The sequence below is a fragment of the Lentiprolixibacter sp. genome (assembly GCF_982873095.1).
This window is the reverse complement of record NZ_CEYNTP010000034.1, coordinates 1-16,552: the sequence shown is the minus strand read 5'-3', so window position 1 is coordinate 16,552 and position 16,552 is coordinate 1. Positions and strand designations below refer to the sequence as shown.

Annotated in this window: 12 protein-coding genes; 3 read left to right on the top strand and 9 right to left on the bottom strand. The window is 46.5% G+C overall.

Annotated features, from left to right (window positions below; genetic code table 11):
* Together AC4E7D_RS03820 and AC4E7D_RS03815 are read left to right on the top strand one after the other, a co-directional pair.
* A partial coding sequence (locus AC4E7D_RS03820) for an AMP-binding protein (RefSeq protein ID WP_490172484.1) occupies positions 1 to 844 on the top strand: 844 nt, incomplete at its 5' end.
* Positions 845 to 1,051: 207 nt separating this feature from the next.
* Complete coding sequence (locus tag AC4E7D_RS03815; RefSeq protein ID WP_490172483.1) at positions 1,052 to 2,479, top strand: M20 family peptidase; 1,428 nt, start codon at positions 1,052 to 1,054, stop codon at positions 2,477 to 2,479.
* A gap of 548 nt (positions 2,480 to 3,027) precedes the next feature.
* On the opposite strand, the gene AC4E7D_RS03810 is transcribed toward AC4E7D_RS03815, so the two are convergent.
* Together AC4E7D_RS03810 and AC4E7D_RS03805 are read right to left on the bottom strand one after the other, a co-directional pair.
* Positions 3,028 to 3,708 carry a serine hydrolase domain-containing protein gene (locus AC4E7D_RS03810; RefSeq protein WP_490172482.1) on the bottom strand — a complete coding sequence of 227 codons (681 nt, stop codon included), beginning with the start codon at positions 3,706 to 3,708 and terminating at the stop codon, positions 3,028 to 3,030.
* Complete coding sequence (locus tag AC4E7D_RS03805) at positions 3,684 to 4,337, bottom strand: serine hydrolase domain-containing protein (protein WP_490172481.1); 654 nt, start codon at positions 4,335 to 4,337, stop codon at positions 3,684 to 3,686. The genes AC4E7D_RS03810 and AC4E7D_RS03805 overlap by 25 nt, the downstream gene beginning before the upstream one ends.
* Before the next feature lie 247 nt (positions 4,338 to 4,584).
* Here AC4E7D_RS03805 and AC4E7D_RS03800 point away from each other — a divergent pair, with 247 nt between their 5' ends.
* On the top strand, positions 4,585 to 6,813 hold the full coding sequence (locus tag AC4E7D_RS03800; protein WP_490172480.1) for a tetratricopeptide repeat protein: 2,229 nt from the start codon (positions 4,585 to 4,587) through the stop codon (positions 6,811 to 6,813).
* A gap of 160 nt (positions 6,814 to 6,973) precedes the next feature.
* Here the strand turns inward: AC4E7D_RS03800 and AC4E7D_RS03795 are convergent, their stop codons facing one another.
* The 7 genes from AC4E7D_RS03795 to AC4E7D_RS03765 form a co-directional block, all read right to left on the bottom strand.
* Entirely contained in the window at positions 6,974 to 7,333 is a 360-nt protein-coding gene (locus AC4E7D_RS03795) for a cyclic nucleotide-binding domain-containing protein (protein ID WP_490172479.1), read from the bottom strand.
* The gene (locus AC4E7D_RS03790; protein ID WP_490172478.1) at positions 7,302 to 8,687 is read right to left on the bottom strand and encodes an NAD(P)/FAD-dependent oxidoreductase; all 1,386 of its coding nucleotides are present in this window, start codon (positions 8,685 to 8,687) and stop codon (positions 7,302 to 7,304) included. Before AC4E7D_RS03790 ends, AC4E7D_RS03795 begins: the two co-directional genes overlap by 32 nt.
* A gap of 159 nt (positions 8,688 to 8,846) precedes the next feature.
* The gene (locus AC4E7D_RS03785) at positions 8,847 to 10,385 is read right to left on the bottom strand and encodes a YifB family Mg chelatase-like AAA ATPase (protein WP_490172477.1); all 1,539 of its coding nucleotides are present in this window, start codon (positions 10,383 to 10,385) and stop codon (positions 8,847 to 8,849) included.
* 54 nt (positions 10,386 to 10,439) lie between these two features.
* Entirely contained in the window at positions 10,440 to 12,194 is a 1,755-nt protein-coding gene (locus AC4E7D_RS03780; RefSeq protein ID WP_490172476.1) for a hypothetical protein, read from the bottom strand.
* Positions 12,195 to 12,204: 10 nt separating this feature from the next.
* Positions 12,205 to 13,512: a DUF4249 domain-containing protein gene (locus tag AC4E7D_RS03775; protein WP_490172475.1), complete on the bottom strand. Its 1,308-nt coding sequence runs from the start codon at positions 13,510 to 13,512 to the stop codon at positions 12,205 to 12,207.
* Positions 13,512 to 16,304, bottom strand: a complete 2,793-nt coding sequence (locus AC4E7D_RS03770) for a TonB-dependent receptor (RefSeq protein ID WP_490172474.1) — start codon at positions 16,302 to 16,304, stop codon at positions 13,512 to 13,514. Before AC4E7D_RS03770 ends, AC4E7D_RS03775 begins: the two co-directional genes overlap by 1 nt.
* A 78-nt stretch (positions 16,305 to 16,382) precedes the next feature.
* The coding region (locus AC4E7D_RS03765; protein WP_490172485.1) for a penicillin acylase family protein at positions 16,383 to 16,552 on the bottom strand (170 nt) is incomplete at its 5' end.

Sequence of the window (16,552 nt, the reverse complement as noted above, 5' to 3'; positions counted from 1 at the left end):
AGTAGAAAAAGAAAAAGCTACGGCATTGTATGGGGTGCCCACCATGTTTATTGCCGAACTGGAGCATCCTGAATTTGATACATTTGATCTCAGCAGTCTGCGCACCGGCATTATGGCAGGAGCCCCCTGTCCTGTAGAGGTCATGAAAAAAGTACACAAACTGATGTACATGCAGGATGTACAGATCGCCTATGGGATGACGGAAATCAGCCCCGTTTGCACACAGACAAAAATGGGGACCCCGCTGGAAAAACAAATCAGTACCGTAGGTCAGGTCCACCCCCATCTTGAGGTGAAGATCATTGATACGGAAACCGGACTTACCGTTCCCCTTGGGACTACAGGAGAGCTCTGTGCCAGGGGTTACAGTGTAATGCTGGGGTACTGGAACAATGAAGAACAGACCAGATCTGCCATTGATGCAGCCCGATGGATACACACCGAGGACCTTGCGACAATGGATGAGGAGGGTTATGTGAATATTGTAGGGCGAATCAAGGACATGATCATACGGGGAGGTGAAAACATTTATCCCAAAGAGATTGAGGAATTCTTTTACACCCACCCCAAGATAAGCGACGTAAAGGTCATCGGTGTTCCAGATGTCAAATACGGGGAAGCGGTAATGGCCTGGGTGGTATTAAAAGAGGGTGAAAAGGCTACTGCTGAGGAATTAACGGAATTCTGCAAAGGGAACATTGCCCATTTTAAGGTGCCCAAGTACTTTAAGTTCACAGATTCCTTCCCCATGACCGTGACAGGAAAGATAAGGAAGATCGAAATGCGGCAGATCAGCATAAAAGAACTGGAACTGGATGCGGCCAGTAAAATTGAAACCGCTTAGATCCTTCATCTTAGAGGTTTTAAAGACCACGCTAAGCTCCTTTTCTCCTGCGTTTTTGTGTTAGAGCAGACCGTTTAGCGTAGTCTTAATCTCCCCTTGCGCATCCCATTCAGTATTTTTGGCGAACGGAATACGGATTTCAGCCATATACTGTATCTTGGGAGGACCATAAACCAACAACTAAAAACCAATTACGCATCCCTCCCTATGAAAAAATTCATCTACCTCATTCTGATCCTATTTGTAATTCTGGCCTCTATCCTGATCTTCAACACGTTTAGACTGTCCTCCAGACAAGTGGCAGCCGAACCTTTAGAAAAAGTGGAATTCCCTGATGTAGTTTTCAATAATCTTTCAGGTGCCATACAGTATCCCACTGTTTCCTACAGCGAGGATGCCATCCCGGATTCCACCGCCTTTTTTGGGTTCCACCGCTATCTGGAGAAAACCTTTCCTTTAATACATGAAAAGCTGGATAGAAGGAAAATCAATGAATACAGCCTGTTGTATACATGGGAAGGTAAGGATCCCTCTAAAAAGCCCCTCATCCTCATGTCTCACCAGGATGTGGTGCCAGTAGACCAGCCTACTCTGGAAGACTGGGAGGCGGGTCCGTTTGAAGGGAAGATTACGGACACCCACATTATCGGCCGGGGCACGCTAGACGATAAAGGAACGCTCATGGCGGTAATGGAAGTAGTAGAGAAATTACTTGAAGAATCCTTTACGCCCTCCCAGACGATCTACCTGGCCTTCGGCCATGATGAAGAGGTGGGCGGTCCAAGAGGGGCCGCAAAGATCGCAGAATACTTAAAAGAGCAGGGTGTTCATGCGGCTATGACCCTGGATGAGGGAGGATTCCTGGCTGAAAGCATGGTCCCGGGCATCCAGCAGGATGTGGCCATGGTGAATCTGGCAGAAAAGGGGTTTGCTTCCTATCGGTTGATCGTCGAAACCAACGGTGGTCATAGCTCCAGTCCACCCAGAGAAAATACCATCGGTATTTTGGCCCAGGCCATTGTGGACCTTGAAAACAATCAACGCCCCTATAAACTGGTAGAACCCATCAACTACCAATTTGAGTATATGGGAGCCGAGCTCCCCTTTTTGAAAAAAATGGCTTTTGCCAATCCGTGGTTGTTCAAGGGGCGTATCCTGGAAGGGCTCAATGCGCATACCACCACAGCTCCCACCATTATCAGTGGTGGCATAAAGAACAATGTCATTCCAACGGTTGCCGAAGCCACGATTAACTTCAGGATCTTACCGGGCGAGACCATTGAATCTGTTAAAGAACATATCGTGAGTACCGTGAGTGATAAGGTAAGGGTGGAAACCGTGGGGTTTCTGACCAATCCCTCCCCGGTTTCAGAAATCGATTCTGAAGCTTTTAAAACGCTTGAAAAGACCATCCGATCTGTATTTCCCGAAGCCATCGTAGTTCCGGGCTTGGTTGGCGGAGGTACTGATGCCCGTTATTTTTACGATGTCTCAGACGATGTATACCGTTTTTATCCCATCCGTCTGGGGCCGGAAAGTATGTCCCGGTTCCATGGCATTGATGAGAAGATCAGCAAGGAGAACTATATGGAAATCATCGAGTTCATGTACCATTTGATCAAGGAATTTGAATAATCACACTAAATTATATTTAATGCAATGCGATTACACTTTATTCTAATTACTGTATTCACATTTATTTTATTGACTGGTTATGGTCAATCTCTTCAAAAAGAGGATTTGTATGGTAAATGGCGGATTCTTGGCAGTTTCAGAGATGGAGAGCAAACCTTGAATGCACTAAAAGACACTATTAGTAATCCTAAACACTATTATTTCAATTTTAATAATGATGGCACTTATACAAGTGATGTGGTCTCATTGAAACCAGGCTATAAGGGGGGTATAATGAGGGGAAAATGGCTTCTGGATACCACCAAGAGGGTAATTACCAAAATAAGGGTATTGAACAGAAAGGAAAAGAGGAAAATTCCAGGGCAATGGGTAAGAAGAACGAATGAAGATGGAATTTTTACTCTGGTCCCAGTCAAATATCCCATTATCGAATTCTCCAAGACAAAATTGGTTCTATACGATAGACAACACCGGGCCTATAACGTTTATCTGAGGTAATTTGATATAATAGCATAGTTGGATTCACTCTTCCGCCAATGGGTAATAATTCAGGGAAAAGACACTGAAGTATCCCAGGGGTCAAGGCTGGCCAGTCCGGCATCCGTAATCTGAAATGCCGACTTCTGATTTACGTCTTTAACGATCGCGTACAGGTCAGGGATGACTTTACCCGCAAGCCTGGAATGACTGTTCAATAGCACACAGATCCCCAGATCGGCATCCGGAAAGATGGCGATCTCATTCCTGAAATTATTTACACTCCCGCCGTGATGCCAGATGGTTTTTTCCTGTTGGGTGTTACCCTCAACAAATCTATGGATCCGCCACCCGAAACCGTAATAGGATGAAACATGCCCCGGCCAACGCTGGTAATACTTGTAGTGCCCTTTGATCTCCACAATGGGTTGAAAAGCGGCCGAAAGGGCTGATTTACCCATGATCTCCGGATTGTGACCCAGTAAAAACCGCATCCATTTTCCCATGTCCACCGCATTGGCACTTATACCGCCTGCCGTTATTGCATTATAGTAATGATCATTGAGTTTTCTGGGCCTCCAGCGCCTTCTTGATTTTACATGGGGTAGGGCTACATTTTCTGCCTTTGACAAAGATTCATAATCCATAGTCGTGGAACACATCCCCAAAGGATTAAAAATCCGGGTCTGAAGGGATTTGGTGATTTCGCAGCCCGAAGCCCTTGACATCATTTCCCCGGACAGGGCGAACAATGCATTCTGATAGCTATAGATCGCTCCCGGGCTACTGATCGGGACCGACTGGCAATTTCCGTTAACGGCAATCCCGCCTCAACCAGGTTAGTGTAACTGTGGTAAGGCGCACCGGCCGTGTGAGATAAGATATTGGCCAGGGTAATATTTGCTGTGTTGCTTTTGTCTCCCAACTGAAACTCGGGAATATAATCACTGACCTTAGCCTCCCAGTCCAATATTCCTTCCTGCTTCAAATTGGCGGCCAAAATCCCGGCAAATCCCTTGGAAAGGGATCCAAGCCTGAAGATCGTATTCCCGTCTACACCTTCTTTTGTTTTAATATTCCTTCGACCAAATCCCTCTGCTACAATAATCGAATCCCCTTTCACAATACTCACTCCTGCTCCTACTATAGCTCCGGAAGCAATAGCTTTATCAAAATAGGCTTGCAATGCTTTCTGTAACTCTTGTTTTTGCCGATGGTAGTGGGTTGCCTCGTTTGCAATCAGAAGTTCCTTTGCAGAAGGGGCAATGGAATTCGTATGTTCTGCTGAGGAAGCAGCTGCCGGCTCCTTAAAGCTATTGGTCAGGCCTAAAAGACCTATGAGGACTACTGATGATATTACAAGGATTTTAAGTCGACGCATAATCCACCTGCTTTTTCAGATAAGGTGTAACGGCTTGAAAATAAAAGATTATGAGTAAATAACCCATTTATGGTTCAATTATTATGTATTTCTTAAAGAAATCAGGTGTCTATAACATACAAGGACTGTTGAACAAATGCCTAATGCTGACTAATATCATTGCCCTTAAAGAATTCTCCGCCTAAATTGGATTAGTATAAACTCTTTCAACCGTTCAAACGATTTGTTGATTTAAGCCGGTCTTCATATGCAACAGCATCGATTAGCAGCGATCATGTTCACTGATATTGCAGGTTACACGGCCCTAATGGGGTCAGATGAAAGACGTGCATTTGAAGTACTGAGTAATAGCCGCGATATTCATTCGCACTTCTTAAAAAAATATAGCGGAACCCTCATCAAGGAAATGGGCGATGGCATGCTCATTAGTTTTGATCTTGCTTCTGATGCCGTCCGTTGTGCCATAGAAATTCAGATCGCTTGTCGGAATAAAAATATCCCCTTAACCATTGGTATCCATGAAGGGGAAGTAGTTTTTGAAGATTCGGATGTATTCGGAGACGGTGTCAATATTGCTTCTCGATTGCAGACAGTCACCAATAAAGGTTGTATAACCATCTCAGAATCTGTTTACAGCGATATTAAAAATAAGGCGGATATAAAAGCGGAGTTTATTGAAGAGAAAAGCTTAAAAAATGTTGACCAGCCAGTAAGGATCTATAACGTAAGTTGTGAAGAACCTCCGGATAGTTCCGGTCCAAGAACAGACTTCAAAAGTAGAAAACGAATATTCACCAACTTCAGTAAAATAACTCCTGTTGTCGCTATCGTGGCAGCCATCACGGTTTTTATCATTTATGGAAGCACAACCATTCCTTTTACAGAAAGGGATTGGATTGTGATTTCGGATTTTGAAAACCTTACAAGTGAAGCCATTTTTGACCATTCCCTGAATACAGCATTTACCCTAAGTATTAATCAGTCGCGTTATTTAAATGTATTGACCCGACAGCGCATGATCGAAACGTTAAGGAGAATGGAGAAAGGGGACATCGCGAAGATTGACGAAGAAACTGGTAAAGAAATTGCCATCCGTGAAGGGGTTGAAATTGTCATAGTGCCGAGCATCAGCAAGGTGGGCAACCAGTACATTCTTACTGCTAAAATACTGGATTCGGAAACGGGAAATATATTGAAATCTGAAGTATTGTATGCTAAAGGTGAGGATGATATTCTCGCAAATCTTGATCGTTTGAGCAGGAAGATCAGACGAAATCTCGGTGAATCCAGGTTCCGGATCTCAGACCAGAGCAAACCTCTGAGTAAAGCGACCACCACATCTTTACAAGCCCTTAAACAGTATTCCCTGGGTATTGATAGTCATCTTCGTCTGGACTTTGAAAAAGCCAAAATCCATTATGAAAATGCCATCCGTATTGATAGCAATTTTACTTCTGCCATAGCCTCCCTTGGAAATCTGCTCTATGAAAGGTTTGATAGGGATGAGGGTCGTAAATGGCTGGATGAAGCTATTAAATCGGTAGATAATCTGACAGATAGGGAAAAATTTGGCATCCTTGCCTTTTATGCGGCAAATATTGAGAACGATCTGGACAAAGGGATTGCCTACACTAAAAGACGAATTGGACTTTATCCGGATGATCCGGCGGCACACAACAATCTGGGCTGGTACTTTCAACAACAGGAAAAGTATTATATGGCTTTGGACGAATACAAAAAGGCCCTTAGGATCAATCCAAACATGGTGCTTACCAACGGGGGTATTATATGGGTATATCTGGAACGTATTGGGCAAATGGATTCCGCCCTGACCTGGTCAAATCGCATGACGGCACATGCCCCTGAAAATCCCTGGGGCTACTTCTATCTGGGCTCCAGTTATGTTGGTCTGGATGAATTTGAAAAAGCGGAAGAGGCCTATAGTAAAGCTCATGAGCTTAATCCCAACTTCCACTTAAATACTTATAGATTAGCACATACTTACCGTCTTCAGGGAAGGTATGATAAGGCGATCGAAGTTTTGGAGGGTATCCTCGAAACAAATCCGCAGGAATCTTCTGCGCATTATGATTTGGGAATAAACTACGATCTGTCGGGGAATACAAAAACCGCCAGGGAACATTTTCTCAAATACAAGGAATTCGCTGAAAAGTGGTTGGAAACCTATTCAAATGACCCAAAATCCTATGTTTATAACGGAATTCTATTAACCCGATTGGGAGACAAAGAGGCCGGCAGGGAGCTGGGTAATAAGGGCATGGAAATAGATTCAACGCTTTACTTTGAGTATGCACAGTTACTGGCCGTCCTGGACATGAAAAATGAGGCCCTTGATTATTTAGAAAAAGCCCTGGCAGGTGGTTACAGGGACCTGGCATGGATAAAACTTCATCCGGACATGCAATCATTATCAACAGAACCCCGCTACAAGGATTTAATCAATAGTTATTTTTAGAGCCCCTTAAAATTGCTGGATTTCTATCTAATTCTGATTTTGTTCGAAGCTCGCTTCGGAATGGGATTTCATTAATGGCCTAGTGATTGCGTGCTTTCCATCTGACATTTTCATATCGGTTCCCAAAGGTAAAGCAGTAAAACCTCACGTTCTTCGGAGGTCATGGATTATTGATCTTTTCGTTGGCTTCCCGGAGTCGGTTTGACATTTTTTCTAGTAACCTGTAGGCCAGGGAAGGGTCCCGGTTAATGGACTTAAAGAAATTACGCTTGTCTATTGTGAGTATTCTGACCTCACCCGCTGCTTGTACCGTGCACGAACGCACGTCGTCCTCAAAAAGGCCCATTTCTCCAAAGAAATCAGGTTGGCACAGTTCCGCAACCTTCACATCTCCTTCGGGTGATTCGTGGATCACATCAACCTTGCCTTCTTGAATAACGTACAGGCAGTTGCCCTTATCGCCCTGTTTAATGATTATTTCTCCATCTTTATAGCGTTTGCCGAGCTTCTTGCTTTTCATGACTGTGGCGTTTCATTATGGGTGTGTTCGATACTAAAGTGCTTTTTAAAAGTCCAAACAGTAGGCTGGGATGAAGGAAACGCAAGAGTATATTCCTGTACCCTGCACTACCTGTAAAGGTGTCCCAAAGCGCGGAACTCATTCTTAACGCTGAATCCTCCTGGGCCTGTTCTTTCCCCACCAAGTGGAGCAATCCCCTTTTCAATACCGTGGATTTCTGGATTATTCTGGTCGCCCAGAAGATCAATTTTCCCACCTGGTTATCCCTGTCTAGGTCCCGGCACTTGGGTTGGTAGGACTTTGCAAAATGATCTTTGGCTATTCCTTCAAAAATTATGGTGCTCGCAGCTGCTTTTGCAGTTATATATGCGGCCCCGATTCCATTTTTATATAATTTGGAAGAAGCGGAATCTCCAATCAGTACCACCCGATCTGTATATGCTGGTCTGCCTTGTTTTACGTTGATGTATGGGTAGCACTGACAGGGCACAACCCTTTGCATGGGAAAATCTTCCGGGAAACATGATCTTACCTGCTCGGATCGGACAAAATTCTGCACAACATCCTTGTCAATGTCTTTACCTAAGAGTACCAGAGTTACATAATTGTATTTAGGAATCAAGGCCCCAAAAGTAATTCGGGGAAGGTCCAGCAGGAATACATGCATGGAACTGCCCAGGCTATTCTCGATATCAGCAGGCTTCATCAAAAATTCACTGATATAGGCACGGGTAATTTCGGGAGGGGAATAAGAAGGGCAAATACCCTTAAATAGCTCTAAAGTCTTAGTGTTGAGCCCTGCTGCTCCAACAACAAGGTCATATTCCTGCCTTGCAGACTTGGAATATCCCACTAGCACGCCATGCTCAGTTCTTCCCAGGTGGTTGACTTTTTCAGGAATAACACGAGCACCCTTTTCCTTACAAAGACCCAGCAAATAATTGTCAAACCCCTTTAAACTTTTATCTATACAACCTCTGGGCCCGCAACCCCTGAAAACAGAAGCGATCCGATGCTCATCTGTTGGAGCGTGTATCTTCCTTACCCCCTGCTCCGTGTGCATGGTATAGGTGTTGATCCCCCGCTGTATAATCTCTGACGGGATCACGATCCCGTCGGTGGCCAATTCCTGAACCAAAGACTCAGAAACAATACCTCCGCAATGGTTGCAGCCCGAAGATCCTATTTTTGTGAAATCCTTGGCCTCAAATATGTCCAGTTCAAGCTCAAGGTCAAATCTCCGGGCATACTCAAGCGCATAATAGCTAAAAAAACTTCCGGCAGGCCCCCCTCCGACAACCGCAATACGGGAGCCGTCTGTCAATTCCATCCCCGTATTGGTAATAAAAGACATACTGCTTAGGCCTAAACAGACTTGAACGAGTCGGGTATACAGCTAAGAAAATTGAAAGATGTGCTGGCAGCCTGGACGCATTCAAGCCTGAGAACTAAATGTAAGTTCTTCAATTCCAACAAAAAATGACATTTATCATTCACACCCTATTTAAATACATCACCCTAACCACCCCTCCCGGTCCAGGGAACGGTATTGAATGGCTTCAGCGATGTGACTGCTTTGGATTTCTTTAGCTACCTCCAGATCGGCAATGGTACGGGAAACTTTGAGGATGCGATCATAGGCGCGGGCCGACAAACTCAATCGTTCCATAGCTTTCTTTAGCAAATCCCGGGATACCGGTCCCAGAGGGCAGTAATTAGTGATTTGTCGCGTATTCATCTGCGCGTTGTAGTGGACAGTAGTTTCATCTCTAAAACGCGTCGTTTGTATTTCCCTTGCCCGGATCACCCGCCTGCGAATGACGGCACTCTCCTCCCCTTTCCGGGCTTCTGATAGTTTCTCAAAGGGTACTGGTGTTACCTCTACATGCAGATCGATACGATCCAGCAACGGCCCGGAAATCTTACCCAGAGACCGGCGGACCTCAGCCGGAGAGTTCATTCCCCGGGCATCTGTTTCCATGAAGTACCCTCCCGGACTTGGGTTCATACTGGCTACCAGCATAAAACTGCTCGGATAAGTGACCGTGAACCGCGCCCTTGAGATGGTTACCTCACGGTCTTCCAAAGGTTGCCGCATAACTTCCAGTACACTGCGCTTGAACTCCGGGAGCTCGTCCAGGAACAACACCCCATTGTGTGCCAGGGAAATTTCTCCGGGTTGAGGATAGGAGCCACCCCCGACAAGGGCTACATCCGAAATCGTATGGTGAGGGCTTCTAAACGGCCGCTGAGTCATGATTCCGGAAGTATTCACCTTGCCCACCACACTGTGAATCTTGGTGGTCTCAAGGGCTTCGCAAAGGGTTAATGGAGGTAAGATCGTGGGCAATCGCTTGGCCAGCATGGATTTTCCTGAACCCGGGGGGCCTATCAGAATGATGTTGTGACCTCCAGCTGCTGCTATCTCCATACAGCGCTTAATACTTTCCTGCCCCCTTACCTCAGAAAAGTCAAATTCCTGGTATTCCTGCCGTTGGTAAAAGGTCTTCTGGATATCCACGGCCTCCCTGTATAGTGATGATTTACCTGCCAAAAAAGAAATCACATCTAGTAGGGTATCCACCCCGTATACTTCCAGGTCCTTAACAATGGCTGCTTCCTGGGCATTTGCTGCGGGCAGGATCAAACGCTTGAATCCATCCTCCTTGGCATTAAGCGCTATTGGTAACGCACCTTTAATGGGCTGTAGGCTGCCATCCAGGGATAGTTCTCCCATAATCATGCATGAATGCAGGGGGTGTTCCGGGGATAACTGCCCGGAAGCTACCAGGATCCCAATGGCCAGGGCAAGATCGTAGGCTGCCCCTTCTTTACGAAGATCGGCAGGGGCCATATTAATAGTGATCTTCTTACCCGGGATCTTATAGCCGTTATTGAGTAAGGCGGCAGCAATGCGGTAATTGCTTTCCTTGATGGCATTATCCGGAAGACCAACCAGATGATAGCCAATCCCGGTATCAACATTGACTTCAACGGTAATTGTTATGGCTTCAACACCAAAAACGGCGCTGCCGAACACCTTTGTAAGCATAGGACAAACCTAGTGTCCGGATCGGAAAGAACCGTGCAGGATACAAGGGGTAAATCAGGGTTGATCAGGAGCCATCACCTGCAGCTCAAGACGGGCTGAAATGGGCTTACCGTATTCCGTAAATCCTTCGAGAAACACTTCATAGGTGCCCGGGATATCTGAGGAATAAAAGTCCAGCTCAATGGTTTCATTATCCAGGGAAAGGTGGGGCTCCCAAAGCAATATCTGCCTGTAATCCGGCAGCCGTGGCTTTCTATCCTGCGCATACTCCTGTATAAAATAATTCTTTTCCGGGCGGGCTTTTTGCAAGGTGGCAACGGTACTGTTTTTCCGCTGGTAAGTATCCAGGAAATCTCCCTCAAGAGTAGAAATGACCATCATACCCTGGTAGGAATCATCTGCAATTTGAAACTGATCTCGTATCATTTCTATTTTCTCGATGCGCCGGGCATCAAAGTCCTTGATGGTGGCATGATCGCGGATCATTACCCCGTCTATCAGTACCAGTGCCGGATCATTGTTGTACGGTTCATCAAAGGTTTCAAAATCCTGGGCGATCCTGATATAGGAACTGCCATTGGGACCAGAGCGGTAGCCTGCCTTGGACAGTAGTTCCACCAGGGTTTCCTCAAAAGTCGGAAAACGGGTGTACTCGTCAAGCAATATAGTTTCCGGGAGCCCCCCGTCAAACGGATCTCTCGGATCTTCAAGAAGAACAGAGTCTGGTTTTGCTTCGAAAAACTGGTTTTCAATCTGGTTCCTCACGCTCCTGGTAACAATAGCTTCCCGCCATTCAGGTCGTACTGACAATGAAGAAAAGGTAAGTGCGCTGTAATCCGGTTGTGTGCTTTTTCCCACCTCAAGGGTTAGGGGCGTTTCTCTATTCCTGGACTGTAAGATGACGCGGTTGTCCTTGTAGGCCTCCTTTACGTAGGTATAGAAGTTGCCACTAGTATCAGAGGTGGCAAATTTTAAGAGAAACTCTTTTCCGGGGAAAGACAGGTACACTAATTCCCCCGGTTTAGCATTTCCCATCGTATCCTTCACGCTACCATACACCAATTCGCCCCGCTGTTCAGGAAGGAAAAGACTATCCCCTACCTTTTGCTGAATACGTTGGTCTGCCATCGTGTATTTCTCAACAAAAGCTGTCGCCGTTTTGGCCCTGCCAAAAGGGATCCCTTCTTTGCGTTTCACCCAGACCGAATAGGTGCCCTTACCCAGTGCCCCTTTGTAATTGCGTAGCTGGATACTACCTTTTTCCCGGGGTTGCAACCGTTTTTTAGATAGCTGTATGCCCACTATACTCGAATCGGCATTTACAGGTCCTTCTGTAATTCGGGATTCCACGGCCTCTCTTGCTTGAGGGGTGGTTGTCCTGTAGGGGTTGATCACGGCGATATCATCCTGGAAGAATTGGGATACGCCGCTGTTTTTCATCCATTGGGTATAGGCCACCAACTTGTAGGTTCCGGTTTCCAATGTGGTGGGGATGAAATATTCCCCATAGCTTTTCCCCTGGGCCACGCGCAGTTTGTGCTCAAATCTGGTATTCCCTTCCTGATCGATCAGGGCTACATAGGCCACCTTGCTGATCGTACTGGTGCGGCGGGTTTGCACATTGAAACAATGGACACCGTAATAGAGGTATTCCCCGGTAAATACCAATGGCCCGGTATGATTCACATAGATCAATTCCTGTGGCAATTCCCTTAATTGTGCAAGTTCTGCAGGACTCTGAACCACATACTGGGCCCGTAGCTGCACTGCAGCTAGAAAAACAACAAGGATAAAGCCTACTCTTTTCATTCTTATGTCTTTATTCTATCCAAAATTCCGGTGCTTCATTGCTGCCCAACAACGTACAGTCCCCACACGGCCGGGCTACATATACATGGGGTCCGGGGCAGGTGCCAATGCCAAGAGAATTAGGACCTACATAACTGATAGTCCCCGCGTTAACACGTTCAATTATGGATTGCGGGCAAGTATTAGCTACTGGTCCGGATGCACAATATGATGGATGGGATTCAAAGGAGGAATGCGGGTCGCAATTCACAGGATAGGGTGGTAAATCCTCCCCCGGGAAGAAATCGTCATAATTAAAAAACAGGCGACTCCGGGTAACGGAAGCTACCTCGAACTGACCCAGCACAAGTTCTTCCGGGTCATCCTCCCTTACAATATTGGCGCGAAGCGTTCCTGGTTGCACCTGTGAAAAGATAGAACCCGAACGTGAAAAAGCGTCCAGGGCATTGTAGTAGGAATAAGCATTGGGAGACTGTACCCATTGCTGTACCTCAATGCTGTAGCGATGTGTGATGATAAAATCATCCCTGCTAATAAAGCGGACCTGAAAACGGGAAACCACTTCCGTAGTATTCCCGGCGGTATTATTTTGGATAATGGATCGAGATGGCACCGTGTTGTAGCAGACCTGGTTCTGGACTTCGCGGGGTACGATCTCCAGCGTATAGGTTACGGGTTCTGCACAGGGATCGTAATTGGTCAACCTGAATTCTTCATCATCCCATGCCGGGGCAATGATTTTGTACGTTTCATCATAGGTATAGCGGTAATTTTCGGCGGTGCCATCCAGGGCACGCCCATCGATATATATGCCAATACCTTCAATTCCAAACTCATTGGTCATCCGCTCTGCATAGACATTGGTAAGCTCTGCTTTACCAACCAGCACCTGTGGATCCGAGCGATAGGCAGCACCACCGGAGGTCTCGATCAGCAATTCATAACTTGTATTTTCCTCCGCCGCAAATGGGACCTCGGAAACATACACCCCGGGGTCTGTTTCTGGGAAAGTTATAGTGGTTGTGCCATTAACCAGGACACGCACCCGGGCATTCGGCTCTACCTTCACCGAGTCCCTGGGACCAAGCCCAAGGGGTAGGAACGGATTGTAGATGGTATCCGTCTCCAGGTCAATTCGCACATCACTTCTGCTCAAATAAACCACTTGTTCTTTCAGTTCGTCAGAAAGCGTTCCTTCCACCACCAGGCTGGGAACAAAATTTTCTTCCGAAAAGGTTTCCAGGTCGAGTTCTTCCAGGCAGGAAGCGAAGACCAACAGTGTGCAAATAATCAGATATGTCAGGATTCGTTTGATCATCAGAACTTAAAATTATAGGTAATCGCTGGTACTGGTATAGCAAAAATGGAACTCTGCAATGCTTTTACTTCCCCATTGCCGGTGACAAAGAAGACCGAGTACGGATTGTTACGGCCAAGGACATTGTAAACTGAAATGGTCCAGAAACTATGCGCCAGTTTGTTTTTCCGGTGATTTCCTTCAATATTGATCCCGAGGTCCAGGCGGTAATAATCGGGAATCCGGAATTCATTGCGATCGCTGAACACCACAAAATCAGCATTGTTAAACCGAAATGTGCCTACAGGATAAGTCACGGGCCTGCCTGTCTGATACACGAAATTCATAGAGGCAGAATACCTACGGGTAAACTTGTAGTTAAGGACAAGGCTCAGGTCATGCGGCTTGTCAAAATTGGAAGGGAAAAACTCCCCATTATTTATGCGTTCTTCCGGGAAGGAACTATCAAATCGGTAAAAGGAACGGGAATAGGTATAGGCCAACCATCCATTCAGATCGCCCCGGTTCTTTTTTAGTAGGAATTCAACTCCATACGCTTTTCCATCGCCCTGCAGTACTTCTGTTTCAATGTTTTCATTCAGCAGGAGGTCGGCCCCGGTTTTAAAATCCAGCACGTTATCCATTTGCTTATAGTACCCTTCCAGACTGATCTCAATGTTATTTTCATCCAGGTTCCGGTAAAATCCAAGGGCTGCCTGCCATCCCGTCTGTGGCTTGATGTTGCGATCCGATAATTTCCAGGTGTCGATAGGAGAGGCGACCGTATTATTGGTTAAGGTATGGATAAACTGATAGGCCGTATTAAAGCTGGCCTTTATCGAAAAATCTTCCTTTACCATGTATCGTGCCGCAAAGCGCAACTCGGGCCCTCCGTAGGTCTCGATAAACTCCCCTGAGCCGTATTCGGTGGTTTCCACAACGGTGGCTTCCCCTTTGGGCTGTCCGGGAGCGTATTGGTTTTGAGTACCTGGGCCCATGGCAGCATAAAAGGCATAGCGGCCTCCGATATCCAGAAGCCAGTCTTCTGAGATTTCAAACAGATCACCCACGAACAGTGCGCCTTCCAGGGCTTGCTCCCGTTCAACTTCAAAACGATCAATATCGGAGCTTGAATTTAAAGGGGCGATACTCCCGGGATTCACCGAATACCGTTTTGCTGCTGCCCCGTAAGTGAGCGTATGTTTTTCGTCCAGCTTTGTGCTGAGTTTGTACTTGAGTTTCGTTTCATTGATCGTGTAATCCAGATCAAAATCCTGGTTGGATTCACTGTCAAATTCAATCCCAAAGCGATAATCGCTGTAACCCACGGATAACGCTCCCCGTGTTCTTGGGCTCCAGGAATGATCCCATTGGAATGAAGCCAGTGCATTGCTGTAATGGTAAAGGGAATCTGAGGTGATACTGAATTCATCACGACTAAAATAAGTAGTGGCCTTGAGCTCGCTATTTTCCCCGAGGCGCTGGTGATACTTGACTATGCCATCAAAAAAGGACGCTTCACTGTTGCTCAGGGATTCCTCATCCAGGGAGCGAAGGATCCAGTCAGCATAGGCTCCCCTCCCGCCGATCACCAAAGAGGCTGTATCTTGTTTCACCGGCAATTCGAGGGCGAGATTGGCCGTAACCGGGCCTACAGATCCCTCTGCCTTTACCCCTTTGGTAGATCCATTCTTAGTACGGATATCCAAAACCGATGCGAGTCGCCCTCCGTATTCTACGGGGATACTTCCTTTATAAATATCGACCCCCTCTGTTGTAAAGGGGTTCAACGCCTGGAAGATGCCAAAAAAATGGGTAGGATTATAGATCACAGCATCATCCAGCAGAATAAGATTCTGGTCGGTCTTCCCCCCTCGTACATTCAGTCCGGTAGCGCCCTCCCCCGCTGAGGAAATACCGGGCAATGCCTTGGCTACCTGTAAAATGTCGCGTTCTCCCAGGACAATAGGGATATTCTTAGCTGTTTCGGACTCAATCTGTTCACCCCCTGTTACTGCAGTAACCACATTTTGTTCGGCTTTTGCTTCCACAACCACTTCCTCCAATTCCTGCACGTCTTCCTCCATAGAAAGATCAAGTACCCCGTCATTGTAAAGGAAGACCTCACGCTGCATTCTCCGTATACCCAAAGCAGATGCCAGCAGGACGTGGTATCCGGGAGCAAGATCAATTGAATACTGGCCCTCTGAATTGGTAATGGCAAGCAACATGCCTTCTGCGTTACGGATGGCCAGGTCTGAAATGGGCTCTCCATTCTTTGATCGGCTTACGGTACCCCTCAGCTGGTATTCTCCCCTCGTAGCTGTGGGATCAGCTTTTCCAATTCGGGCGATCGGATATTGGCGGGGTGCCTCCCGAACATCCTCCGAATAAAAAATAGGTTGGAGCGTTCTAGGAGGGGCATCTCCGCCTGTCTGGGCAGCGATACTGTCAGCTTGCCGACCAAAAAACCCTTCCGGCAAGGTGTCATAGATAACACTATTACGCAGCAGGAATACCCGCTTTTCTTCTTCCAGGATGTAATAGTTGAGGGTGGTGTTCTCCAAAAGCCTTTCTAATGCATCTTTAAGGGGTAGCCCTTCGATAACAGGTGCCTCTCCTTCCGGCAGCCAGGTGTCTAAATAGAGAAATTGATACCCGGAATCCGATTCCAAGGTGGCTAAGGCCTCAGAATACGTTAATATGGACGTTTGTTCTGCACCCGAGACCTCCTGCCCAAAACTCAGGTTCAGGGGTAAGGATAGCTGGATCGCCAATAGAAAATAGAGGCACCGATAATGTAATCTGGGCACGATGGCTGGTTGTTTTAGTCGAAAGATAGGGTATTTACCCTGACTTTCTCCGGAGAAAAGACGATTTGATTTCTCATCTTATTGCTTCACGGGTTTGAATTTCAATACTGCGCTCGCTTCTTGCTGTATCTCCTTTTTATTCATCATCATTTTTCTGAATTCCCCATTTACATACATCTCCGCCTGATCTTCATAATGCTCGCTTAAGGGATTGCCCGATTGTCCGGTTGGGAGGATGCTCATGCTGT

Excerpts from the sequence above, each read along its gene's own strand:
- AC4E7D_RS03815 (WP_490172483.1), top strand. The coding sequence starts at position 1,052 with ATGAAAAAATTCATCTACCTCATTCTGATCCTATTTGTAATTCTGGCC.
- AC4E7D_RS03805 (WP_490172481.1), bottom strand. The coding sequence starts at position 4,337 with ATGCGTCGACTTAAAATCCTTGTAATATCATCAGTAGTCCTCATAGGT.
- AC4E7D_RS03800 (WP_490172480.1), top strand. The coding sequence starts at position 4,585 with ATGCAACAGCATCGATTAGCAGCGATCATGTTCACTGATATTGCAGGT.
- AC4E7D_RS03795 (WP_490172479.1), bottom strand. The coding sequence starts at position 7,333 with ATGAAAAGCAAGAAGCTCGGCAAACGCTATAAAGATGGAGAAATAATC.
- AC4E7D_RS03790 (WP_490172478.1), bottom strand. The coding sequence starts at position 8,687 with ATGTCTTTTATTACCAATACGGGGATGGAATTGACAGACGGCTCCCGT.
- AC4E7D_RS03785 (WP_490172477.1), bottom strand. The coding sequence starts at position 10,385 with ATGCTTACAAAGGTGTTCGGCAGCGCCGTTTTTGGTGTTGAAGCCATA.
- AC4E7D_RS03780 (WP_490172476.1), bottom strand. The coding sequence starts at position 12,194 with ATGAAAAGAGTAGGCTTTATCCTTGTTGTTTTTCTAGCTGCAGTGCAG.
- AC4E7D_RS03775 (WP_490172475.1), bottom strand. The coding sequence starts at position 13,512 with ATGATCAAACGAATCCTGACATATCTGATTATTTGCACACTGTTGGTC.